The sequence below is a fragment of the Thalassospira sp. GB04J01 genome, from assembly GCF_000751115.1.
In the GTDB taxonomy this organism is placed as follows: Bacteria; Pseudomonadota; Alphaproteobacteria; order Rhodospirillales; family Thalassospiraceae; genus Thalassospira; species Thalassospira lucentensis.
Genome location: NZ_CCDX020000013.1, coordinates 1 through 24,694 on the forward strand (window position 1 = coordinate 1; position 24,694 = coordinate 24,694).

The 24,694-nt window shown below is 52.6% G+C and carries 22 protein-coding genes and 1 tRNA gene; 12 read left to right on the forward strand and 11 right to left on the reverse strand.

What is annotated here, in order from left to right; genetic code table 11:
• The coding region (locus AMM48_RS13835) for a potassium transporter TrkG (protein WP_279627492.1) at positions 1-422 on the reverse strand (422 nt) is incomplete at its 3' end.
• Between the two features lie 571 nt (positions 423-993).
• Here AMM48_RS13835 and AMM48_RS13840 point away from each other — a divergent pair.
• Entirely contained in the window at positions 994-2,427 is a 1,434-nt protein-coding gene (locus AMM48_RS13840) for a sensor domain-containing diguanylate cyclase (RefSeq protein WP_244271234.1), read from the forward strand.
• An 86-nt stretch (positions 2,428-2,513) separates the two neighbouring features.
• On the opposite strand, the gene AMM48_RS13845 is transcribed toward AMM48_RS13840, so the two are convergent.
• On the reverse strand, positions 2,514-3,521 hold the full coding sequence (locus AMM48_RS13845; RefSeq protein ID WP_022733839.1) for an aspartate-semialdehyde dehydrogenase: 1,008 nt from the start codon (positions 3,519-3,521) through the stop codon (positions 2,514-2,516).
• A 211-nt stretch (positions 3,522-3,732) separates the two neighbouring features.
• Positions 3,733-5,190 carry a TrkH family potassium uptake protein gene (locus AMM48_RS13850; RefSeq protein ID WP_240626353.1) on the reverse strand — a complete coding sequence of 486 codons (1,458 nt, stop codon included), beginning with the start codon at positions 5,188-5,190 and terminating at the stop codon, positions 3,733-3,735.
• Between the two features lie 216 nt (positions 5,191-5,406).
• Here AMM48_RS13850 and AMM48_RS13855 point away from each other — a divergent pair, with 216 nt between their 5' ends.
• From AMM48_RS13855 to AMM48_RS13865, 3 genes are all read left to right on the forward strand, one after another.
• On the forward strand, positions 5,407-6,132 hold the full coding sequence (locus AMM48_RS13855; protein WP_102784638.1) for a thermonuclease family protein: 726 nt from the start codon (positions 5,407-5,409) through the stop codon (positions 6,130-6,132).
• 147 nt (positions 6,133-6,279) lie between these two features.
• Positions 6,280-6,738, forward strand: coding sequence for an ArsI/CadI family heavy metal resistance metalloenzyme (locus AMM48_RS13860; protein ID WP_102784527.1), 459 nt, complete (start codon positions 6,280-6,282; stop codon positions 6,736-6,738).
• Positions 6,739-6,744: 6 nt separating this feature from the next.
• Entirely contained in the window at positions 6,745-7,326 is a 582-nt protein-coding gene (locus tag AMM48_RS13865; RefSeq protein WP_102784528.1) for a sigma-70 family RNA polymerase sigma factor, read from the forward strand.
• A 24-nt stretch (positions 7,327-7,350) separates the two neighbouring features.
• On the opposite strand, the gene AMM48_RS13870 is transcribed toward AMM48_RS13865, so the two are convergent.
• The 4 genes from AMM48_RS13870 to AMM48_RS13885 form a co-directional block, all read right to left on the reverse strand.
• Positions 7,351-7,424 (reverse strand) — tRNA-Gly (locus AMM48_RS13870).
• Between the two features lie 92 nt (positions 7,425-7,516).
• Positions 7,517-8,674, reverse strand: coding sequence for a PQQ-dependent sugar dehydrogenase (locus AMM48_RS13875; RefSeq protein WP_102784529.1), 1,158 nt, complete (start codon positions 8,672-8,674; stop codon positions 7,517-7,519).
• A 63-nt stretch (positions 8,675-8,737) separates the two neighbouring features.
• On the reverse strand, positions 8,738-9,214 hold the full coding sequence (gene gpt, locus AMM48_RS13880) for a xanthine phosphoribosyltransferase (protein ID WP_181951576.1): 477 nt from the start codon (positions 9,212-9,214) through the stop codon (positions 8,738-8,740).
• A 183-nt stretch (positions 9,215-9,397) separates the two neighbouring features.
• Positions 9,398-10,981, reverse strand: a complete 1,584-nt coding sequence (locus AMM48_RS13885) for a tetratricopeptide repeat-containing glycosyltransferase family protein (protein WP_102784530.1) — start codon at positions 10,979-10,981, stop codon at positions 9,398-9,400.
• Positions 10,982-11,440: 459 nt separating this feature from the next.
• Here AMM48_RS13885 and AMM48_RS13890 point away from each other — a divergent pair, with 459 nt between their 5' ends.
• On the forward strand, positions 11,441-13,099 hold the full coding sequence (locus tag AMM48_RS13890) for a HAMP domain-containing methyl-accepting chemotaxis protein (protein WP_102784531.1): 1,659 nt from the start codon (positions 11,441-11,443) through the stop codon (positions 13,097-13,099).
• Between the two features lie 122 nt (positions 13,100-13,221).
• Here AMM48_RS13890 and AMM48_RS13895 read toward each other — a convergent pair whose 3' ends face one another.
• The 3 genes from AMM48_RS13895 to ubiE are packed head-to-tail and all read right to left on the reverse strand — an operon-like array spanning position 13,222 to position 16,034.
• Positions 13,222-13,662 (reverse strand): GNAT family N-acetyltransferase, encoded by a 441-nt coding sequence (locus AMM48_RS13895; protein WP_102784532.1) that lies wholly within the window; start codon positions 13,660-13,662, stop codon positions 13,222-13,224.
• A 22-nt stretch (positions 13,663-13,684) separates the two neighbouring features.
• Positions 13,685-15,247: a 2-polyprenylphenol 6-hydroxylase gene (ubiB, locus tag AMM48_RS13900; RefSeq protein WP_022733849.1), complete on the reverse strand. Its 1,563-nt coding sequence runs from the start codon at positions 15,245-15,247 to the stop codon at positions 13,685-13,687.
• A 13-nt stretch (positions 15,248-15,260) separates the two neighbouring features.
• Complete coding sequence (gene ubiE / locus AMM48_RS13905; RefSeq protein WP_101301703.1) at positions 15,261-16,034, reverse strand: bifunctional demethylmenaquinone methyltransferase/2-methoxy-6-polyprenyl-1,4-benzoquinol methylase UbiE; 774 nt, start codon at positions 16,032-16,034, stop codon at positions 15,261-15,263.
• Positions 16,035-16,188: 154 nt separating this feature from the next.
• Between ubiE and AMM48_RS13910 the strand changes: the two genes are divergently transcribed.
• From AMM48_RS13910 to AMM48_RS13920, 3 genes are all read left to right on the forward strand, one after another.
• Positions 16,189-16,833, forward strand: a complete 645-nt coding sequence (locus tag AMM48_RS13910) for a phosphoribosylanthranilate isomerase (protein ID WP_102784533.1) — start codon at positions 16,189-16,191, stop codon at positions 16,831-16,833.
• 92 nt (positions 16,834-16,925) lie between these two features.
• A complete protein-coding gene (locus tag AMM48_RS13915; RefSeq protein WP_102784534.1) occupies positions 16,926-17,909 on the forward strand; it encodes an ion transporter in 984 nt (327 codons plus the stop codon).
• A 236-nt stretch (positions 17,910-18,145) separates the two neighbouring features.
• The gene (locus tag AMM48_RS13920) at positions 18,146-20,398 is read left to right on the forward strand and encodes an anthranilate synthase component I (protein ID WP_102784535.1); all 2,253 of its coding nucleotides are present in this window, start codon (positions 18,146-18,148) and stop codon (positions 20,396-20,398) included.
• Between the two features lie 151 nt (positions 20,399-20,549).
• On the opposite strand, the gene AMM48_RS13925 is transcribed toward AMM48_RS13920, so the two are convergent.
• The gene (locus AMM48_RS13925) at positions 20,550-21,170 is read right to left on the reverse strand and encodes an RNA methyltransferase (RefSeq protein ID WP_102784536.1); all 621 of its coding nucleotides are present in this window, start codon (positions 21,168-21,170) and stop codon (positions 20,550-20,552) included.
• A gap of 251 nt (positions 21,171-21,421) precedes the next feature.
• Here AMM48_RS13925 and AMM48_RS13930 point away from each other — a divergent pair, with 251 nt between their 5' ends.
• The 4 genes from AMM48_RS13930 to AMM48_RS13945 all read left to right on the forward strand — a co-directional run bounded on the left by AMM48_RS13930 (position 21,422) and on the right by AMM48_RS13945 (position 24,655).
• Complete coding sequence (locus AMM48_RS13930; RefSeq protein ID WP_022733855.1) at positions 21,422-21,619, forward strand: CsbD family protein; 198 nt, start codon at positions 21,422-21,424, stop codon at positions 21,617-21,619.
• Positions 21,620-21,747: 128 nt separating this feature from the next.
• A complete protein-coding gene (locus AMM48_RS13935) occupies positions 21,748-21,966 on the forward strand; it encodes a DUF1289 domain-containing protein (RefSeq protein WP_102784537.1) in 219 nt (72 codons plus the stop codon).
• Positions 21,967-22,046: 80 nt separating this feature from the next.
• A complete protein-coding gene (locus AMM48_RS13940; protein WP_102784538.1) occupies positions 22,047-22,820 on the forward strand; it encodes a DUF2470 domain-containing protein in 774 nt (257 codons plus the stop codon).
• 209 nt (positions 22,821-23,029) lie between these two features.
• Positions 23,030-24,655 carry a phosphoenolpyruvate carboxykinase gene (locus AMM48_RS13945; protein WP_102784539.1) on the forward strand — a complete coding sequence of 542 codons (1,626 nt, stop codon included), beginning with the start codon at positions 23,030-23,032 and terminating at the stop codon, positions 24,653-24,655.
• The last annotated feature ends 39 nt before the right edge of the window (positions 24,656-24,694 follow it).

Below are 24,694 nucleotides of genomic sequence, written 5' to 3' on the forward strand. Positions count from 1 at the left end.
CCGATCCCGCCAAGCCATTGCAAAAGTGCACGCCACAACAAAATCCCTTGCGGTGCGGTATCAAGACCGACAATCACCGTCGATCCCGTGGTTGAAATGCCTGACATCGCTTCAAAAAATGCGTCGGTGTAGGACATATCAAGATCAGAAAAAGCAAATGGCAGGGCCGATGCCGCCGTGAGAACCAGCCAACTTAATGTCGTCAGGATAAAGGCCTGACGCGAGTTGATTTTCAGGTTCTCCATCCGGTTCATCATGATCAGCGCGCCGCCCACGAACAGCGACACAAAGGATGCCGCCGAAAACACGAGCCAATCCGACTGACCATAATAAAGATCAACCAGTGCAGGAACGAACATACCCACTGCCAGCGTACAAAGCAGAATGCCAATGATGAAAAGAATGGGACGGAAATCGATCAATGAAACGCCTCTTGGCATGTTTACCGCGCTGTTCTACCTCGTGGGCAGGACGGCCTGATGTCTTTGCTGTTGTATCTTGCCAGAGCACTGCATACCCGAAATTGCGACTGTGATGTACCCTCTTCGTCACATGCTGCGGAATTCTTGGCACATGCGGGAAGAAAGTCCAGACCTTTTCAGTCATGTCTTTTGGATCTGAAAGCGCAACCATGCGCAGGAAACAGCCGTTTTCTGGTTTGACTTCACGTCTGATCACCATTGTACTGACGATTGCCCGATCAGGCATCCGGCAGGCAAAGACTATTGATCGCATCATGACAGCAAAGCCATTATTTTCCGATACTGATCGCAATTAACCGCATATCATTTAAAATCACGAGGATCTGAGCCCAATTGACTGACCGGGTAGTTTTTCGCATCCCCATGTTCCACCCGAACGACAATCGAGAAGCCGAACCAATTCGGACGATGCAATCGTGTTTAATTTGCCCTACATTACAAACGTCAAATTTGCCGCAGAGAACAAATTAACGGCGGCACAAGCCATTGCTTTCTTTGGGGGCTTTCCATTTTGGGAAAGAAATTATACTTCGCAATTGTCCTGTGTCTCCTGCTGGCGACCGGTTTTCTGACGACAAGTTTTGTCAGTTTCCATGTTGCGCGAGAATCTGTTGAAGAACAGATTTCCGAAACCACATTGCCCCTTACCAGCGACAACATTTATTCCGAAATACAGCGCGATCTTCTGCAGCCGATTTTCATTTCATCGCTGATGGCGCATGACACATTTGTCCGCGACTGGGCGTTGGCGGGTGAACAGGATAACGACAAGATCATCAAGTATCTGGGTGAAATCCAAAACCGCTACGATACGATTACGTCGTATTTCATCTCCGAAAAAACCCGCAATTATTACCACCCGAGCGGGGTCATCAAAAAAATCAGTGAAGAAGACCCAGCCGACGTTTGGTATTTTCAGGCGCGCGACGACATCAAACCCTATGAAGTCAATATCGACAGCGATACCGTCGACCGGTCCCGCTTGACCATTTTCGTCAACTATCAGGTACGTGATTACGATGGGAATGTCATCGGCGTCACAGGCGTCGGATTGTCCCTGACAGCGGTCACAAACCTGATTGAAACCTACCAAAAGCGATACGGTCGCACGATCTATTTCGTAGACCGCGAAGGCAAAGTGACCCTTAACGGAAGTGGTTTTGGAACTGCGAATTCGCTCCATGAACGTCGTGGCATGCGCTATCACGCAACTCAAATTTTGACCGCCCCCGGGTCGTCGATTTCATATGAGGAAGACGGCGTAACTTACTTCGTCAACAGCCGCCTGGTGCCTGAATTTGGCTGGCTTCTGATCGTTGAACAAAACGATTTTGTCGCGAATGAGCGTATCCAGAACACGCTGCTGATCAATATTGCCATTTCACTTCTGATTACAGTTATCGTCGGGCTCGCCGCCTATCTGACAATTCGAAATTATCAGAACCGCCTTGAAGAACTGGCATCACGCGACAAACTGACAGGCAGCTATAACCGGCAAGTGTTTGACATGCTTTTTGACACCACACGGAAAAGCTGCAAACGCCAGACAAAACCGCTGTCGGTGATGACTTTCGATCTTGATGACTTCAAGGGCATCAATGATGCTTATGGCCATCCGGGCGGGGATGCAGTCCTGCGTGAGGTCCTGACCAATATTCGGACCGCCGTGCGGGAGTCTGATATTGTTTGTCGCTGGGGTGGTGACGAGTTTGTTATTTTATTCCCGGAGATGGATCGACAGGACGCGCTGACCAAGGCACGCGACCTGGCCGATCACGTCCGCAATTCACCCATCCGGTTCGGTCGTGAAGAAATCACCATGACCATCAGTGCCGGTGTCACCGAATATCGCGATGGCGAAGACATCGATACCTTGATGATGCGGGTCGACAATGCGCTTTACACGGCCAAGGCGACTGGCCCGGATCATATTTCGTTGGCATGATTTGGCTGATCCGCTAGGCGATCTAAATCGAAAAAACGGCCCCGAAATATCGGGGCCGTTTTGCATTCTCGTCCAAACCTGTTGGCTTAGTCAGCAATCGATGCTTCGGCGATCTGGACAGCATTCAAAGCCGCACCTTTAAGCAGCTGATCACCGGCCACAAACAGTTCCAGACCATGATCGCCAAAGATCAGGTTCGTACGGATACGACCCACCTCGACGTCATACTGTTCCGTCGCGGTCAACGGCATCGGGTATTTGTTGTTGGCAGGATCGTCAACAAGCTTCACACCCTTGGCTTTCGCCAGCACTTCACGCGCCGCATCAGGGGTCACAACCTTTTCGGTTTCAATCACGATGGACTCGGAATGAGTACGCTCCGTCGGGATACGCACTGCCGTGCATGAAATTGGCAGATCAGGCGTGCCAAAGATTTTTCGGGTTTCCCAGGTTACCTTCATTTCTTCGCGCGTGTAGCCATTTTCCTGGAAGGTATCGATGTGCGGAATGACGTTGAACGCCAGCGGCGAAGAAAACACCTCAGCGGGGATCGGCTTACCTGCCAAACCCGCAGCAAGCCCCTCACGCAGTTCGTTCATACCCGGCTGCCCGGAACCCGAAGCGGCCTGATAGGTTGAAACGATGACTTTCTTCAAGCCAAACGCCTGATGCAGCGGCCAAAGTGCCACCGCGGCAATCGCCGTGGTGCAATTTGGGTTCGCAATCAGCTTTGCTGTCTTGGCAAGATGACCATTGATTTCCGGCACGATCAGCGGAACATCGTCATTCAAACGGAATGCCGAGGAGTTATCAATCACCAACGCACCTTCGGCAATTTTCGGCCCATATTCCTTGGCAAAATCACCCGAAACAGCGAGGAAGACAATGTCACACTGTTTGGCTTCTTCGACAGAAAACAGCGCGACGGTCTTAGTGCCGAACTTAGTCTCCACGGTCTTGCCTGCGGAACGCTCGGACGCGAACAGGGTGAGTTCACCTACAGGGAAGTTACGATCAAACATAACGTTGATCAGCTCGACGCCAACCGCACCGGTTGCGCCGATTACACCGACATGGAGATTTTCGGCACTCATAATAATTGTCTAACCTCGTATAAAAATTGCTGTCATATTCGACCACCGCGATCCATCGCGGGCCGCGCATTATAGGGATTTATCAAGCGAAGGCAAATCTACCTTGCCGCATCGCACATATGCTGCGGAGATGTCTGGTATAGAACGTGATGCTGATCGGATTGTTCCACGACATATTTAAGGTCAGACGGCGAAAATCGCCGGTTAAAACCTAGTCGCGCCAGAAGGACGGCATCAAGAGCACCAGCAGAGTTTCAAACTCCAGCCGGCCCAGGATCATCGCAACATCCAGAATCCATTTAGCCGAATCGGGCAGAGACTGGAAGTTGCCTGCCGGTCCGATAATATTGCCAAGTCCCGGGCCAACGTTGGCAAGTGCTGTTGCCGCCGCACTCATCGACGTGATCAGATCAAGCCCGGTCAACCCAAGTGCGACCGTTACCACCATATAGCTCAACGCCAAAAGACAGACATACACCGTCACAGCATTGAAAATGTCCGAGGTGATCTCATGGCGATCAATACGACTGACCACGACCGCTGATGGGCTGCGCAACCGCATGAAATGCGCCTGAAGCCCGGTAAAAATCACATACAGGCGGAACATCTTGAACCCGCCCGCTGTCGACCCCGAACACCCACCAATAAAAGTTGCAAAGAAAAACAGCATCACCGCTGCTGGCCCCCACAACAGATAATCACCCGACGCAAACCCCGTCGTTGTAATCACCGACACAAGGTTAAAGGCCGCCATGGTCAGTGACCGGAAAATGCTGTCATCTGAAATCTGGGCCAGCCGGAATGTCAAAAGCAGGGTAAAGACCGTGATGATCAGGCCAAACAGCTTGATCTGCTGATTGCCAATGATCGCGCCAATTTTGCGTTTACGGATCAAAACCGCATAGGCGGTAAAGGGCAGGGCCCCCGCACACATGAAAACAACCCCGACCCAATGCAGGGCCAGGTTGGAATCGAACTTTGCAAAAGACATATCCGACGTCGAATAGCCCCCCGTCGCAAGGGTCGTCATGCCGTGGTTGATGGCATCGAACCATGTCATGCCAAAGAACCGGTAAAGCAACATGCAGATGACGCTCAGCGAGACATAAATCAGCACAATCTGCATGCACATGTCGCGTATGCGCGGGCTGAGTTTTTCTGAACGGTCCGAACTTTCCATCTGGAAAAGCTGCATCCCGCCAACACGCATCATCGGCAAAAGTGCTAATGCGGTAACAATGATCCCGATCCCGCCAAGCCATTGCATGATCGAACGCCACACCAGCAAACCCGGTGGCATTTGATCAAGGCCAGACAAAACCGTCGATCCGGTTGTTGTCAGACCGGAAACCGTTTCAAACACCGCGTCACAAAAGCTGATATCAAGCGATGAATACCACAGTGGCAACGCCCCGGTCAGGCTGACCGCAATCCATGACACGACAGTCAGGACATAGCCCTGGCGTGATGTCACGCGTGGCCCGATATCGGATCGACAGGCAAGGCACGCCATTCCGCCCAAACCGATGGTGGTCATCGAGGCTTGCGCAAAAATTCTCCAGTCGGGATTTCCGTAATACAAATCCACGGCCGCCGGCACCAACATCGAAACACCGATGATAATAACCATGACCCCGACGACGAAAAAGATCGGTTGCAGACGAAACAAAGCCGCTTCCCTGACAGCTGGACCAAAATCCGCTTGTAGCGCCAAACGTCCGTAAATGCATCCGGTTATTGGATAAGACCTGGCGGAATGACATCGCATCAGTCCATCAAGGTCATTATTTCGCCGTTGTTTTTAGATGTTCTGTTGATCTGTCTGATGTGCCATCCTTGCGATACTTGGGGTCTGCCCCACAGTTGCCAACATACCGAGGTTTGCTTGAAACGCTTTTCCCACCTGATTGTCTTGATTGCCGTACCCGCATTATTTGCGCTTGCCGTTTACCTGCAGGATAAACCGGTTCACGCCGCCGGGGACAAAATTGCAAAGACCGGCGAAATGGCACTAGAGGCCGAAGGCCGGGACATACAGGTGATTGATGGCGATACGATCATGATAAACGGCAAAGTTGCCGACATCGCAGGAATGGATGCTCCTGAACTCGGCCAACAGTGCCGTCATAATGGCACTTTCCAGGATTGTGGCATGTCATCGGCCATGCAATTGCGCAAATATTTCGCCATGGCCCCCTTCACCGTCCAATGCTGGCCCGGTGACCCGGAACGTTCAGAAAAAGAAGGTGATTTCCCCATTGTTGAATGTGGCATTGGCGAACGAGACGTGGCTGCGGCCATGATCACCGACGGCGAAGCCCTGCCGATACCGGGCTATTCACACCGCTATGACAGCCTATCGACCGAAGCCGACAATGCGAAAATCGGTATCCATGGTGGCGATATAATCGCCCCTGAAAAATGGCGTGACGGTAAACGCCTTGATGGTGAAAATGGCCACTGCCTTTATAGGACCGAGGGGGCAAACAATTATATCGGGCCCCTTGATCCCCGTTTCGCCGATAGCACCGCCAAAGAAGACAGCATCAAGATTTGCAGCGATGAAGAAGCGCGCGACAAAAACCTCGTCTATCTGGCACCTGCACCATAAGCCGCACCTTGTCCTGACGGGCCAATACCAGTGCACAGTCTTCAAGTGTACTCTTTCAAATTTTTCCGGAAATTTGAATCCCTCTGCATCCTTCTGCTGGGGCTTGCGTCTTCCTAGATATTACATCGATGTCATAGGAGACACACAATGCGCCTGCAACTTGCCCTGAACGTTCAAAACCTTGATCGCGCAATTGCGTTTTATAGCGATATGTTCGCAACCTCGGTCCACAAACAACGTGACGGCTATGCTAATTTTGAAATTACTCATCCGCCGCTAAAACTTGTTTTGTTTGAAAACGCCAACGCACCAGAGAACCTCAACCACATTGGGGTTGAATGCGAAACTGTGGACGAATTTTCTCAAACCGCAGCGCGTCTCACCAACAGTGATATTGCAACAAGTGAGGTTACTCAAACCGGGTGTTGCCACGCCAAACAAGATAAGTTCTGGACGACGGAACCAGACGGATTGTCATGGGAATGGTATCGTATCCTTGATGACGATCCCAAAGACGGAACAAAGAATACAAATTCGTCGATGGCCGGTTGTTGTGACCAACAACCAAAGAAGGCATCAAACCCCAATCAGGTATGTTGTGCGTAAAGAGTAATGAAATTCGCATCCTCACACCATAGTTCCGCTGACTGGCAGGCCCTTCAAAGGGGCCTGCACCGGTTTGTCCAAACCCGCGTCCCTGTCAATGAGGTAGAGGATGTCGTTTCCGACATCCTTGAAGCGATCATCCGCACCCAGTCAACGCTTAGTACTGCAAGTAATCCGTCCGCTTGGGTCTACGCTGTCGCGCGCAGCAAAATCGTTGATTTTTATCGCCGACAAAGTCGCAAACGCTCCACAACCAACAATCTTCAAAGTGATCCAACATGGTATGGACACGCTGAAATGATCCCGGTCGATACACAGCCTGATGAAGCCGATCTAAGCGCATGCCTGTCAGATATTATTTCAGGCATGGACGATGACGACCAAAAGATACTGACCGAGATTGACCTGAAACGAACCCGTCAAACAGAGTTTTCCGCACGTCATGCGATCAGATTGCCCACGGTTAAGTCACGCGTTCAACGTGCCCGCAAACGTTTGCGAAACCGCCTGATAGCATGCTGTCCCGATGGCACGTCAGATGGCTGTGACAACACATGCCAAAGCAATAAGACCTGCGCGACAAACTAATACAGAAAGTGACGGTGGAAAGCTTGGAGCGGGTGAAGGGAATCGAACCCTCGTATGCAGCTTGGGAAGCTGCCGTTCTACCATTGAACTACACCCGCTTGAGCGGGGCGTTTTATAGCCGTCTTTGTCGGGCGATGCAAGAACATCGCATCCAGCCCAATCAATTAATTTACGGGGCTTGGCGCCATGATCACCCTTCAGGCATCATTCGCCAGATCGCACCTGTATGATCGTCCGAGATCAAGATCGATCCGTCCACATAATGCTTCACATCCACCGGACGGCCGACAACTTCACCGTTGCTGCGTAAGAACCCACTTAAGAACGGATTCTCGACGCTTGGTTTGCCATTGCGAAACTCAACCCGAACGACCTTATACCCATCTGGAATGGTCCGGTTCCACGAACCATGCAGCGCCACAAGCGCATCACCATCATCAAACGCAAAACCAAGTGGCGCATTATGGGCGTTAAAGGTAAATGCCGGGAAGGTAACCTCGTGCGGCACCGCCTCATCGTCAAATTGCGGGCTTCTTGTGTCACTGCCCGCATACCATGGATATCCAAAGAACTCCCCTGGCCCTGTAGCATGATTAAGCTCTTCTCGCGGGATGTCGTCGCCTAGTCGGTCCCCACCATTATCGGTGAACCAAAGGTCACCTGTATCGGGATGGAACGTCAAACCAACCGAATTTCGAATGCCGCTTGCATAAACTTGCGGTGCACCACCATTCACCGGAATGGAAATGATTGTGCCTTCAAGGCCACTGACCTTGCAGATATTACACGGCGCGCCAACTGCAACAAACAAACGATCCCCATCAGGTGACAGTGCGGCATAACGCCAACCGTGATGGCTTTTATCCGGAAGATTGGTAAATAAAAGACGCGGACGACTAAGCTTTGTGCCATCAAACCCACTGAGGTCATAAGACACAATCCGGTGCTGATCGGCTACAAACAGGGTACCTGGCCGATAGGCAATGCCGTTGGCCTGTTTGAAATCATCCGCAATCAGATTGACCTCTTCACCAATCCCATCCTCATCTGCATCGCGCACGAAATACAGGTTGGAACCACGGGTACCGACAAAAACACCTCCCAGTTCCGGTGCCACGGCCATTGTGCGCGCGTTACGTACTTCGGCAAACACCGACAATCGATATCCGGCCTCACCGGACAAAAGTGACTGTGTCCGGGCAACCCGTTCCGATACCTGTTGTGCCGATGATTCGGTGGTTGCGAGTCCCGCAACACCGAAGACCAGAACGCCAAAACACAAACGCCCGGCCCACCGGGCCGCAAGACGGGCATGACGATGGAAAACCGGGCGTAATTCTGTGCGCATCCTGTATTCTCCTTGTCTGGGCCAACCAGCTACAAGGTAATACGGATACCTTTCAAAAGCCGATTAGCGGGCGCGTTCGGAAATCGGGGCGTTAACCGACAATTCCATATCCCACGGGAAGTAAATCCACGTATCCTGGGATACTTCCGTCACAAAGCTGTCGACGACTTCACGGCCAAGCGGCTTGGCATAAACAGTTGCGAAATGCGCTTTGGGCAGTTTTTCGCGAACAGCCTTGGCGGTTTTGCCGGTATCGACAAGATCATCAATGATCAGCATTTCGGTGCCGTCACCGTCGATGCCCTTAAGCCATTCCAGATCACCGCGGCTCTTGTCAGAGTAACTGCGAATACAAACGGTATCAATCAAGCGAATATCAAGTTCGCGTGCGATGATTGCGGCGGGCACCAGACCACCACGGGTAATCGCAATAATGCCCTTATACGGGCCCTGTTCCAAAAGACGCCACGCCAAGGCACGTGCGTCTCTATGCATCTGTTCCCAGGAAACCGGGAAACCTTTGTTATAAGCTTCGCTCACAAGAATTCTCCTGCGCCAGATCTGTTGGCCAAAACGGGTTTATTCAGATCGTAATCGACGACACACCATTAAGGTCTGCTATCTACAAAATTAAGGCGCTTACCTACGCCTAGTCTGCGTGTATGGCAAGTTTTCGCTGTTTTCTTCATCTGTCACAAGACCGACAAACATGCATTGTCGCAGTTAGTTTGCGCCAGGCGCATTCTTTCTCGCCTGCAATAACGTGGAAAAATCTGCTGACAGCTTTTCAACTGGCGTAGACCAATCTGCGGGCTTTTGTTGGCGATAAATGCGCATGGACGGGTACCAAGGGCTATCAGCGCGATCAACCAACCAACGCCAATCCGTTGTGTAAAGTTGCAGCATCCAGACCGGAATTCCCATTGCGCCCGCCAAGTGGGCCGGTGCACTGTCGATACTGATGATCAGGTCCATCGCCTGCATCAAGGCAGCACTGTCGCCGAAATCATGGATGTGATCGCCAAGGTCAGTGACAAAGGCCGTGACGCCGATTTTTTCAATATCCGCGCGGCGATCATCGACTTGAAAACTGTAAAACGCGGCACCTTTGGCCGACAGGATCGGAAGCAGCGTATCAAGCGGGCAGGAACGGTCACGGGGATTAAGCTTACCCGCCCAAATCAACCCAACCTTAAGCACCGTGCCCGTCGGGGGCGCCAAACGCACATGCTTTCCTTTGGGCGGAGACAGATACGGATCAGCGGAAATCTTTTTCAGGTCGGCTTCGCCAATGCCCAAAACATGTGGCAGGCTCAGCAGTGGCACATGCAGATCAAATTCCGGTAATGCACGCCCCTTTTCAACCACGGCTCCAACCCCTGATACCGTGCGCATGATCGGCATCAGTTCCTTACGGCACTCGACAATGATATGCGCCGCACGTTTGGCAACCAACGGAATGAACCGGGCAAACTGGATCATGTCGCCAAACCCCTGTTCGGCACGCAGTAACAACCGTTTACCGCGCAAATCGCCTTTGCCATCCCATTCTGGCGCACTGTCGAGAGGACGGATAGGATTGTCGGCCAGTTGGCGGCGGGTTTCATACCCCGCCCATCCCTTGGCGTAATCCCCCAACGCCAGATGTGCGAGCGCACTGTCCCAATTGGCATCGACATACTCCGGGTCCATCGCCAATGCACGGTTGAAGTAGCCAAGTGCTTCTGAAAACTTATTCAAATCACGATATACAAGACCAGTATTAAACGTATGCGACTTGATTGTATCATCAAGCTCAATCGCCTTTTTATGGGCGGCGAGTGCTTCGTCAAAGCGCATCATTTCACGCAGGCAGTTGCCCATATTCGACCATAGCCCGGCATTTTCCGGGCGCAGATCCGCCGCCCGGCGATAAGCAATCAGGGCCGCTGCAAACCGTTTGCTCCGTCGCAGCGCCACACCAAGGTTATTCCAAACGTCTGGCTGGTCGGGGTTCTGACGCAAGGCTGCACTGTAAAGACGGATGGCATCATCAATTTGACCAGCCTGATGGGCCGCAAGCCCACGTTGGAACAGATCATTCACAACACGACGCTTTTGCACTAACGCCGTTTCAGGGTCATTTTTCTTGCCATTCTGCACCGCCTTTTGCACGGTCTGAACATCGGGGACCGGTGACAGCGTGGTCTGAACCACCGCTGTTTCTTCTGATACTGTTTTTTTCGGTTGTGCCGGTTTCCGACTGGTCGGGCTTTTCGACGTTTTCTTAGTCGCCCGTTTCTTTGTTGTTGTACTGGTTTTAGCCATCTACGTTCCCCCGCCCCAGATCATGACCAATCTGGACCCATTGCTTTTGCACAAGCAAGCCTCGCTTAAGGTGCCGCCAATTCACATCAAACCGAGTCGACAGCCCCGTACATATGAGCACCCTAGTATATTTTACCAAAAAATACCGCCTGATTGAGTGGATTTATCCAATTGAATTCCCCCAAACCGAATTATCGCCAAAACCATCGATTATTGTTTCGATAATGTGATCCTTTAGAGTAGCTTTTTGATTAAGAACAACCGTTGCACGAGAACGTGTGACGCCTTCCTGCCCCACGGCAGGCAACAAAAAAAGTCGATTGGTTCAGTGGGTGCAAGCCTGAACAACAATTGGCCACAAAACCGATCAGCAAGAACAGTCGTCACCGGAAACGACACAGCTGACCGGGTATTTGGGGAAACTGGGTTTAAATGGCTTCAAAGGACGGGAGACCTTAAATGGCCGAACTAAAAAGATCCGGCACATCTGTCGGACGTAAAGTTATTCTCGTTATTGTTGCATTGCTGGTCGTCGGATTTGGCGCAATGATGACCATTCAGACCGTGTCACAGCGCAATGCCATGATTGAAATCATGTACAATGAATCGGTCGAAAAAACCGAAATGCTGTCGACCGCCGTTCAGCCCGGATTTATCGCGATGGATGGGGCATCCGTCGAAAAAGAATTTCGCAAGATCACCGACAAAGAAGGTTCACAGCTGGCAACACTGTCTGCGATCAATCCCAATGGCGATGCAATCGGTAGCTACCAGTCCGAAACCCTTCCCAAACATGACCTGACTGCTTTGATCGAACCTTATCTTGAGCAAATCGAGAATAAGGAAGTCATCAGCTTTATTTCTGACGATGCTGTTATCGTCGCATCCCCGATCACAAAATATTCCAAACGTCGCGACGCTGACATGTATCGTGGCATGCTGGTCACGGCCTGGAACCTTGATCGCGTCAATGCCGAGGTCAAACAGGCCGTCATTGTCCAACTGGCCCTTGCCACCGCCATCCTGATTGTCCTTCTGGGCGTCACATGGTTCGTTTTGCGCCACCAGATTTTGATCCCGATGGTGAAGATCAATGGCGCGATGGCGGCCCTTGCTGACGGCAACCTTGATATCAATGTTCCGGGCAGTCGCCGCAACGATGAAATCGGTGAGATGGCCTCATCGGTCGAAATCTTTAAGGAAAATGCCAAACGCGTTGCCCAGCTTGATCATGAGCGCGAAGAAGAACGTGCAAAATCAGAAGCCAACCGTCGGGACGCCATGGCGGGCCTTGCCGGACGGTTCGAACAAACCGTCATGGGGGTTGTTGACGGTGTTTCGGGTGCTTCGGGTGAAATGCAACAAGTTGCCCAAACCATGGTCGCGGCCGTTCAGCAAAACGAAGCCGGATCTCAGGCCGTTGTCGCCGCAGTTGAACAAGCCAATCACAGTGTTGAAACTGTGGCCAGTGCGGCCGAACAACTTGCGATGTCCATTCGCGACATCAGCGCACGGGTGAATGAAACATCCAACATCACAGCAAACGCCAGCACCGAAGCCAACCGCGTGAACCAAATGGTGCAGGGACTTGATGTTTCGGCACAGAAAGTCGGTGAAGTCGTCCAAATCATTCAGGCCATCGCCGAACAAACCAACCTTCTGGCCCTGAATGCAACGATCGAAGCCGCGCGTGCCGGTGATGCTGGCAAGGGCTTTGCCGTGGTCGCCAACGAAGTCAAAAACCTTGCCAACCAGACTGCGCGTGCGACCGAGGATATCTCGGCACAGATTTCCGGCATTCAGGGATCAACACAGGACGCCGTCGGTGCCATTGATGGCATCACCAGCATCATTTCCAACTTAAACGAAATCGCCACCGAAGTTGCGGCGGCTGTGCAAGAACAAGGTCAGGCAACCACCGAGATTTCAAACTCAGTTCAGCAGGCTGTTCAAAGCACGCAGGAAGTCACCAACCATATCCACGAGATGCAAGCTGCCGCCCGTCAAACCGGGGAGGCAGCACATCAGGTGCTTGGCGCTTCTGATAAGCTCAACACCCAATCGGGTACGCTGCGCGACGAAGTTGGCAACTTCCTTGCCGAGGTTCGCGAAAGCTAACCAAATATCTGCATTAAAAAGAAACCGCCGCCCGGCTTGACCGAGGCGGCGTTTTCTTTTGTGTCCTGCTTATTCTTGGCAACGTGGCGATCATCTCGCTAGACCATCAGTGAACCCCACCGCTATCGCAATGGTTTTCGGCTTTTAGCCCCTTCATCAACACGCATCATCATAAGGTCATCAAGGTCTTCATACCCATGCTGTCGATACAACGGCTGCATATCATGGGTCGCCAGAAGCCAGCGTTTTACCCGCGCCAAATCACGGTGCGCATGCAAGGCATCAATCATCTTTGCCGCAATACCCCGCCGACGGTAATCGGGGTCAACAAAAACGTCCGCGACATAGGCAATCGCGATCAAATCACTGACCACCCGGGCGAACCCGACCTGCTTATCATCGCAATAGGCCCCAACCGGAACCGACATTTCAACGGATTTATCAAACTCGCCGCGTGTGCGCCCACCACCCCAATAGGAATTGGCGATCACGTGATAGCAATAAGCATGGTCAATACGCGCACGGTCCGTGCTGATTTCCACCATGCACTCTTGCTCAGCCATCAGATACGTCCTGTTTTAAATATTATTTTAGGAAAACTGCCGCACCCAATGCGGCAATCGCCACCCAAAGAATTAAGGTATGGCGCGAAAACCCATTGCTTTTGCCCTGACCATTTGACGCTTTTCCACGCATGGCGGCAATCGTATCAGGATGCAGGCGAAGTCCCTGATCGGTAAAGACCGAAGACGCCTGTTCTGCAGCTTCAAGCACACGCGGCAACCGACGCAACATCGAACCGGCCTGCAGGGTCGCTTCCTTGATCTTGGCTTCCGGACCAAGGTTCTCGCGCATCCATTCCTCGATCAATGGCCGGGACAATTCCCACATATTCTCATTCGGGCTAAGAATGCGCGAAAGCCCCTCGGCAACGATCATGGTTTTCTGCAACATCAACAACTGTGGCTGGGTTTCCATGCCAAATTGTTCGGTGACCTGAAACAGTTGCCCCAGCAAACGCCCAACCGAAATATCGGCCAGTTCCTTGCCCAAAATCGGCTCGCCAATCGAACGACAGGCCTGCTGGAAATTTTCAAGCGACTGGTTGCGCGGAACGTAACCGGCTTCAAAATGGACTTCCGCCACACGATGATAATCGCGGGTCAAAAAGCCCAAAAGCATCTCGGCCAGATACAGGCGTGTCTGTTTATCGACACGGCCCATAATACCGAAGTCAACGACGCTGACCTGTCCGGTTTCGTCAACAAACAAATTGCCCGGATGCATGTCGGCGTGGAAAAAACCGTCACGGAATACTTGCTGAAAAAAGGCACCTGCAGCCTTTGCCAGCAAGGCCGAACGATCAACCCCCATACGGTCAAGGGCTTCGACATTATCGATCCGAACCCCTTTGACCCGCTCCATGGTCATGACATGTTCGGCGGTCCGTTCCCAATCAATCTGGGGAATGTAATAGGTCGGGTCACTGTCGAAATTATCACGAAATTCCGAGGCCGCCGCCGCTTCAAAACGCAGATCCATTTCAAGATGAACGCTGTCTTCCAGCGCCTTGACTGTTTCAATTGGTTTCAGACGACGCAAACGCGGCTGCGTAAGCTCGACGATCTCTGCAACCCAGTAAAACAGATCAAGATCACGGGCAAAGCGCACCTTGATATCCGGGCGCAGAACCTTAACCGCCACTTCGCGCCCATCGGGCGTGGTGGCAAAATGCACCTGCGCAATTGACGCCGCTGCAACCGGCTCATCATCAAACTGATCAAACAAAACATCGAACGGTTCGGCCAGTTGTTCGGTGATGATGCGCTTGGCAATTTTTACTGAAAATGGCGGCAGACGATCCTGCAAGGAAGATAGATCAGCAGCCACATCATCCCCGATCAGATCGGATCTGGTAGCAAGCGTTTGTCCAAGCTTGATAAAGGCCGGACCAAGTTCTTCCAAAGCACGCGCAAGACGGCGTCCCGGCGGCAAATCTGATCGGCGTGAAAAGGGTGCTGTCAGGCGGGCAAAAAAGGCAAGTAGTTTGCCACCCGGGACAAGGGCCAACGGAAACAGCGCATCATGGCGCGCCAAGGTCCGTGCCATGCCAAGCAGGCGAAAACTGTTCCGAACAAACCGGATCATTCGTTACTGTTCCTCAAACCCGCCAGCCGGAATGGATTGCAGCAATTCCACCCGACAGATTGCGATATTTCACCCGCTCAAACCCGGCATCACGGATCATCGACGCAAAAGTTTCTTGATCAGGAAATTGGCGAATACTTTCGGCAAGATACTGATATGCCTCGCGGTTGCCCGCAATCATCCGACCAATTTCTGGCAGAAGCTTGAACGAGTAGGTATCATAAAGCTTATCAAAGCCCGGCACGACAACCTTGGAAAATTCAAGACACTGAAACTTCCCACCCGGACGCAATACCCGGTAGGCTTCTGAAAGGGCTTCGGTAATGCGGGTCACATTGCGAATGCCAAAGGCAATTGTATAGGCATCAACCGACTGATCGGGGAGCGGCAATTTTTGCGCGTCACCAACGGTCCAGTTGATGTTTTGCAAGATGCCGTGATCCGCCGCACGGTCGCGTCCGACATGCAACATTTCATAGTTGATGTCACAGACCGTAACCGCCCCGCCACCGTTTTTGAGGAACCGAAACGCGATATCACCCGTCCCACCGGCAACGTCGAGCAATTTCATGCCCGGGCGCGGCTTTAGCTCGTTAATGAACGAGTCTTTCCACAGACGGTGAACGCCGCCGCTCATCAGATCGTTCATCAAGTCATATTTGGACGCGACAGTGTCGAAAACCTCGCGCACCATAGATGCCTTCTGGTTTTCAGGGACATCCCGAAAACCAAAGTGGGTTGTGTTTTCGCCGTTTTCGCCCGCGGCAGGGTCTGTATTCTTGCTCATGGGCGGAAAATAGCGCAGCAAAGGCATTCCTGCCAGTGCAAAGCCACGTAAAATTGTAAATATCCTGTTGGACTACGGTGCTTTCTGCTAATGGAAAGCATGGGTGCTAAGATGCCCCCTTATGAATTGCGTGACGACAAGACAGGATGCCCCAATGAGTTGCATGGTAAAAATCTGCGGGATCAACAGCGAAGACGCCCTGATTGCGGCCATGAGTGCCGGGGCAGATGCCTTGGGTTATGTCTTTTTCCCACCAAGCCCGCGCCATATATCGCTCAAAGGGGCCACCACCCTGACCAAACAGGTCCCCAACAGCATCCTCAAGGTAGGTCTGTTTGTTGAAGCCGGTGACGAGGCCCTGCAAACCGCAATTGAGGCCGGCAATCTTGACGTCATTCAACTGCACGGCAAAGAAAGCCCCGAACGTGTGACCGAGGTCAAGCAACGCTTTGGCCTGAAAGTCATGAAGGCAATCTCTGTCAGTACCGCAGACGACATCGACAAAGCCCAGTCTGACTATGACGGCATTGCTGATTTCCTGTTGTTTGATGCCAAACCACCCAAGGACAGCGTCCTTCCGGGTGGAAATGCGGTGTCCTTTGACTGGACGTTGTTAACCGGACGCCATTTCAAAAGCGACTGGATGCTGGCCGGTGGCCTTAACCCCGATAATGTTGCCGAGGCCATCAAAATTTCCGGCGCACCATGGGCGGATGTTTCATCGGGTGTCGAAAAGACAAAGGGTGTGAAGGATGCGCGTAAGATTGCCGACTTCATCCATGCGGCCAAGGGCTACTAACCCCTTGGGGTCTATGCTTAACCTTTTCTGAAACGATTGGCGCGAAGATCACCGGGCACGATCATCAAGAGTTGCCAGTTGGATACGCGCCGATGAAAAAGACATTCAGATCACAGGTACAGACATTGCTTCACGGTGTAGACCGGAAGTCGCGTCTATCCTTGATTGTTCATCTGGTCTTGGCCAGTGCGATCATCATCAACGTTGTGTCGGTGATTTTTGACTCGGTCGACGAGTTTGCTGATCGTTATTTCATCGCATTTGCCGTCATCGAAGGCGTGTGTACCCTGATCTTTACCATCGAATACGCCTTGCGCGTTTGGTCCGCCCCCGACGACCCCCACTTTTCCGGCTCTTGGGCGCGTTTACGCTATATGTTGACGCCGATGGCGCTGATTGACCTGATTGCCATTCTGCCGATTATCCTGTGGATATTTACATCCATTGATCTGCGCTTCGTTCGTATCGTGCGATTGTTACGACTGTTGAAATTCACCCGTTATTCCACCGGGCTGGAATTGATGTTGCTGGTATTTCGTCAGCAAGCAGGCATCTTTGGCGCCGCCAGTGCCGCCCTTGCCTGTATGCTGGTGTTCAGTGCCGGGGCGATTTACATTGCCGAACATCAGGCTCAGCCCGATGCGTTCGGCAATCTGATTGATGCGCTGTACTGGAGCGTGATTACCCTTGCCACTGTCGGGTATGGCGACGTCGTTCCGATCACGCCGTTTGGTAAATTCCTTGCCAGTATCATTTCGCTGACCGGGATTGGTATTGTTGCTGTTCCGGCCGGTATATTGGCATCGGCCTTTAACAGTGAATTGCGCCGGCGTGAAACCGCCTATCGCCATCAGGCAACCCGACAATTGCTGGGCAAACGCCTGACCGACCGGGTGCGCAACAAACTGAAATCCCATCAAGAAGACCTTGGCATCAGCGACGAGCAGGCCCAATCAATTGTCGAAGACATTCGCGATGTCCATCGTACCGAAAGCGACGAAATTCTGACCTGTCCACATTGTCATCACCCCCTGCAACTTGAACTAAAAGACGCGGAAACAAACCCTCCGGCGTAAAAGCCTTGACGCCCGAATTTTTTGCGCTCATGTTTTGTGGCATGAAAACACACGGCATGAACCCGATCCTTATTGCAAATCGTTGGTGGTGGCTCGCATAAGCGGGTGGCCAAAAAACATGCCCTAAAACAATCGGCCGCCTCATTCTTGCAGGCGGCTTTGTGTTTTCAGACTTCTTTTCTTTTTCTGATGATCACGATCCTCCTGCGGCGAAGGCCAACACAGGAGTAAACAACGTGACCACCCCGATCTCGGAAACAGAAAACAGCAGCGAATATCGATATACCACCGATGGTGGCATCTCTGTCATTCGTCGGATGACCACCATTACCTATGAAAACGCCACCGAAGGCCTGATTGACGCACTTGATCAGACCAAAGGCGTTTTGCTGTCTTCAAGCTATGAGTTCCCGGGGCGCTATTCACGTTGGGACATGGGATTTGACACCCCGCCGCTTGAAATTACCGGGCGCGAACGCGGCTTTGCCATCCGGGCCCTCAATGATCGTGGCCGGGTTCTCCTTGATATCATTTCCAACACCTTGGGCAATCACCCGCACATTGAAGGTGTGACCGACGGTGACGACGGGCTTTATGGCTACGTCAAAACCCCGGCATCCTGGTTCCCCGAAGAACAGCGCAGCCAACAACCAAGTCTGTTTTCCGTGGTACGTGCCCTGCGTGATCTCTTTGCGCATAAGGGGGATGAACGCCTTGGCCTATACGGGGCATTTGGCTATGACATCGCGCTTCATTTCGAACAGATCAATCTGACCCAGGATCGCCCCGCCGATCATAAGGACATCCATCTGTTCCTGCCCGATCGCCTGATTACGGTCGACCATGCATCGCGCGTGGCCACCAAAATCGAATATGAATTCATCACCCCGGATGGTCACAGCACGGTTGGGCTGGAACGCGCTTCACAGGCTCACCCCCCGTCACGCGGCAACAATGCCGTTGTTGAAAACGACATGAAACCCGGCGAATACGCTGCCATTGTCGATGAAACAAAACCACGCTTTGCTCGCGGTGAACTGTTTGAAGTTGTCCCAAGCCGCGTTTTCAGAACCCCTTGCGCCACCGCACCCTCTGAAATCTTCCGCCGTCTGAAACGCCGCAACCCCGCGCCGTACGGGTTTTTGATCAATCTGGGCGACGGCGAACATCTGATTGGTGCGTCGCCGGAAATGTATGTCCGGGTCAATGGTCAACGCATTGAAACCTGTCCAATATCAGGCACGATTGCGCGCGGTCGTGATGCGATTGAGGATGCCGAAAACATCCGTACATTGCTCAATTCGACCAAGGATGAGTCGGAACTGACCATGTGCACCGATGTTGACCGCAATGATAAGGCCCGTGTCTGCAAACCGGGCAGCATCCGCATTCTGGGCCGCCGTCAAATCGAAATGTATTCGCGCCTGATCCACACGGTTGATCATGTCGAAGGCCGTCTGCGCGACGGGTTCGATGCACTTGATGCGTTTCTGACCCATTGCTGGGCGGTCACTGTGACCGGGGCACCCAAACGTGCCGCCATGAAACATATCGAGGCGGTCGAACGCAGTTCGCGGGCATGGTACGGCGGGGCGATTGGGGCGGTTCTGTGTAATGGCGACCTCAATACCGGACTGACGTTGCGCACCGTGCGCCTCAAGCAGGGTATCGCCGAAGTCCGCGCTGGTGCGACGTTACTCTATGACAGCGTGTCCGAGGCAGAAGAAGACGAAACCGTGCTCAAGGCATCAGCAATGATTGATGCCGTCACCCGTGACGCCAAGGATGAGATCACCATTGATCCGGCGGTATCGGGTATTGGCAAACGTGTGCTTTTGATTGATCACGAAGACAGCTTTGTACAAAACCTTGCAAGCTATATCCGCGCGGCCGGGGCGGAGACCCTGACCCTGCGCCCCGGCTTCCCGGATGAGGCATTTGATGATTTCAAACCTGATCTGGTGTTCCTGTCGCCCGGTCCGGGCCGCCCCGATGACTATCATCTGCGCGACAGCATTGAACGTGCCTTGGCCGCAGGTCTTCCGGTCTTTGGCGTTTGTCTTGGTCTGCAGGGGATTGTTGAATTTTTCGGCGGATCATTGGGTCAACTTGTCACACCGATGCATGGCAAACCGTCAAAGGTGAAACTCGATACAACCGATCCGCTGTTTGAAGGATTACCAGATGACATCGAGGTCGGGCGGTATCACTCGTTATTTGCCAATGCAGATGAACTGCCCGGCGATCTTCGGGTAACCGCTCAAAGTGACGATGGCGTCATCATGGGAGTGCGCCATAAAGTCCTGCCGATCAGTGCGGTGCAATTTCATCCCGAAAGCCTGCTGACCCTGCAGGGTGATGTCGGGATGCGCATGATTGCCAACCTTCTGCGCAATCCACAGGGCCATTTGCCCAACGAGGATGACGAGAATATTGACGAAACCGACGACAACAGCACACCCAAAACATCAGACGTAAAGGCCGCCTAACAGACAAAATGCATCAACCCCCACGCACCTGACCTGTGCGGCGTCAAAGCCCCCCCTGCTAAATGACGCGTCAAACCACAGGTCAGATACAGCAACGGCCGTGCCCCTCCCTCACGGTCGTTGCTTTTTTATCAAAACCGAAATGGCCGGCTTATGCGTCGTCTTCGTCGTCAAGTTCCCCGTCGATCACACTGTAATCGGGCGGCGGGGCCTTGCGGAATTGTTCAGGATCGCCTTTGCGTTTTTCACGCGTGCGCGAAATCCAGCCACCATATTGACCTTCGGGCTTGGGTTCAGTCGGCGCACCAGCCCGCACCGGACGCGGGGCAAAACGGCCAAGGCTGATCAAACGGTCATACATCACGATATTGGCGGCAATCGCGACATTCACGCAAAAGCTCATCGGGATTTTGATGATGAAATCACATTTGTCCTGCATACCCTGCGACAGATTGCCGCGTTCCGGACCCAGGATATAGGCCGCCTGCGATGGATGCTTGAAACTTGGTAGCTCAATCGCATCAGGGGTCAGTTCGATCCCGACCATCCGACATCCGGTCGGCAGGAAGAAGTTATCGTGATTGGGGAAATGATAATACGGCATCTGTTCGCCGGACTTCGACGTATCGGTAATGTTTGAACGTTCCTTGCGAAAGTCCGCATCCACCGTAAAGGCAAAGCTCGCACCAAAGGCATGGGCGGAACGAAACAGGGTGCCCACATTCAAAGGCTTGCTTGCCCCTTCAATTCCAATCCCGAAATAGCCGCGCATATCTTCCTCCGTGCCGCACGTTGGTCCCGTGCGAGAACAACTCCGATAAAAACAATGGAACGGGCTATACCCCCATGGGCAAAAGAAGGCAAGCAACCCGCCCGAAACGACAATCTGTCAGGGCGTCATACCCAAAGGTTTCTGGAACATGTCCTCCGCCCAGCCGTTTTAGTTTGTAGAAGGTGAAAACACCAAAGGCACTTGAAGGCCTTAAACACTGGCAAACTCACGAACAACGCAGGAGATACCAAATGAATTGGGATCAAATCGCCGGACGCTGGAAACAAGTCAAAGGCAATGTCAAAAGCGAATGGGGACGCCTAACCGACGACGATGTTGACCAGGTCGATGGTCAGCAGGACAAATTGATCGGCCGTGTTCAGGAAAGATACGGCGTTGAACGCGAAGAAGCAGAACGCCAAGTCAGCAACTGGTTCTCGCGTCTGTGATATCTGTCCAGACAGAAACCCCACCCGACCAAAACGCCCCCATTGATCGCTTCATGCTTGATCGATGGGGGCGAAACTGTTTTTTATTGCCGGTCCGTTAAGTATCAACCGCAGCAATCAGGAAATCCATGCCCGTCAAATCCCCCTGCACCGGAGTCTGTGTGCTTGATGCCAAAACCGGTTATTGTGCCGGCTGTTTCCGTACGGGCGAAGAAATCGGGTCGTGGATGGGATTGAGTGATGGCGGTAAAAAACGCATCATTTCCCAAATCACAAAACGACGAACCAACAGCAACCCCGCCAGCGCAAAAAGCACTTCCACCCCCCCAGAAACGGCCCAATACTGAAGAACACCCTTCGGGTTGTTTGATGCCCTCGTTGGACGTGGTCGCACGGGAAATTCTATCTTTATTCAAGGATTCAGACGATGGCAGATGATGGGACCAAACAAATCGCGTCGGCATCTGATCTGCGCCGAATATGCCGATATTCCCGCTCGGCGGTCCTTGCCACCAGCGCCGTTGGGCATAAGCAAGTAGATGATGGCTGGCCAGTGGCATCGATGGTGGTCCCCGCAATTGATGTTGATGGCACCCCGATCTTGCTGATTTCAGATCTTGCAGATCACACCCGTCACTTAAAGTCCGATAACAGGCTGTCATTGCTTTTCACGGGTTCTCGCGCCACCGATGACCATTCAATCGCAATTGAAACCGACAATCCCCGCCTGACCCTGTTTGGCCGCGCTGTACAAGACGGCGCTGAGACAACGCGCGCACGATACCTTCTTGCCAACCCGGATGCGGCGCAATACGCCGACTTTGGCGATTTCGGATTTTACCGGATCGCGGTGGAAGCAGCCTACTGGGTGGGTGGGTTTGGCAAACAGCGTCGGTTGTCTGGTGCGCAATTCATCATTGATGACTGCTCTGCACTCATAACCGGTCATAACAGCATTATCGACCATATGAATGCCGACCACCTTGATGCCATTGGCGATATTGTCGGCCATTACACCGATCACCCCAAAGACCTCGGCTGGAAGATGATTGCAATTGACTGCGACGGCATGGATTTAGCGGTCGAACACCCCGAGTCTTCTAATATCAGAATCGAGTTCCCGAAAACCATCCGAAACCCCGGTGACGCGCGCGAGATTTTGGTCGAAATGTGCAAGAAATCGCGCGACTTCAAGGCATGATTTGGTTTGTGAAGATTTAATTATCGGGTCTGAACAAAGAATTTTCATAAACGCAAAAAACCCTACGTTTTCCTTGGTATTGGGCAAAAGGACCGGTTGCTTTTAAGACACCTTTGTAACAATATGTCTCGATGCAAAGAGTTACCCACAATTCTTTGTGTAGAATTGAAATTTAACCCCCAAATTCAATTTCCCACCAGGAGAGATTCGTGCTGCAATCAGGACCCGTTGTCAGCCGTGTAGGCCTTGAAACCCATGGCCTCAAGAACCTTGGCGCCGTTCACTGGAACCTTGACGCTGCTGGCCTTTACGAACATGCGATCCGTCGCAACGAAGGCAAAATCGCCAAAGGTGGCGCATTTGTCGCACTGACCGGCGAACATACCGGCCGTTCCCCGCTGGACCGCTTTGTCGTTGAAGAAGAAAGCACCAAAAGTGACATTGACTGGGGCGATGTAAATCGCCCGGTCAGCCCCGAAGTATTCGAGCGCCTGTATCAAAAAGTGCGCGCCTACTTCCAGGGCACCGAACTTTTCGTACAAGACTGCTTTGCCGGATCAGACCCGCGTTTCCGCCTGCCGGTACGTGTGATCAACGAAAATGCATGGCACAACCTTTTTGCACGCAACATGTTTATCCAGCCGCAAAAAGAAGAACTGCGTGATTTCTCCCCCGAATTCACCATTCTGCATGCGCCGGGCCTTCAGGCCGACCCAGAAGTCGACGGAACCCGTTCCGACGTTTTCGTCATGGTCAGCTTTGAACGCAAAATGGTGATCATCGGCGGCACTTGGTATGCTGGCGAAATGAAGAAATCGATCTTCTCTGTTCTCAACCATATCCTTCCGGCCAAGGGCGTCCTGCCGATGCATTGTTCGGCCAACATGGGCAAGGACGGCGACACCGCCATATTCTTTGGCCTGTCGGGAACCGGCAAAACCACCCTGTCGGCCGATGCATCACGTACCCTGATCGGGGACGATGAACATGGCTGGGGCGATGACGGCGTCTTTAACTTTGAAGGCGGCTGCTATGCCAAGGTGATCAAGCTTTCCAAAGAAGCTGAACCGGAAATCCATGCCACCACCGAGCGTTTCGGGACCGTTCTTGAAAACGTTGTGATGAACAAGCAATCGCGCGTGCTTGACCTCGACGACGCCCGTCACACCGAAAACACCCGGTCTTCCTATCCGATCGACTTCATTCCGAATGCATCGGAAAATGGTCGTGGTGGTCACCCCAAAAACATCATCATGCTGACCTGTGATGCCTTTGGCGTTCTGCCCCCAATTGCAAAACTGTCTTCCGCACAGGCGATGTATCACTTCCTGTCGGGTTACACTGCAAAGGTTGCCGGCACCGAAAAAGGTGTCAAGGAACCAACCGCTGCATTCTCTGCATGCTTTGGTGCGCCGTTCATGCCGCGCCATCCGTCGGTCTATGCCAAGCTTCTTGGTGAACTGATGGAAAAACATGGTGCAAACTGCTGGCTGGTCAATACCGGTTGGTCGGGTGGCGCCTATGGCGTTGGTTCACGCATGAAGATTGGCTATACCCGTGGCCTTTTGAATGCGGCGCTCAACGGTGATCTGGAAAATGCCGAGTTTGCAACCGATCCCTATTTCGGTCTGGCATATCCGACCGCATGTGGCGACATCCCGGCAGAAGTACTTAACCCGCGTGACAGCTGGAAAGACAAGGCAGCCTATGACAAGGCAGCTTCAAATCTAACCAGCCTGTTTGAAAAGAACTTCACCAAGTTCGAAGAACATGTCACCAACGATGTACGCGAAGCTTCGATCCGCAACAGCGCAGAAGTCAAAGCCGCTGAATAATTGCTGATCCGATCAAGACAAAAGGCCGGTGCTGCGCAC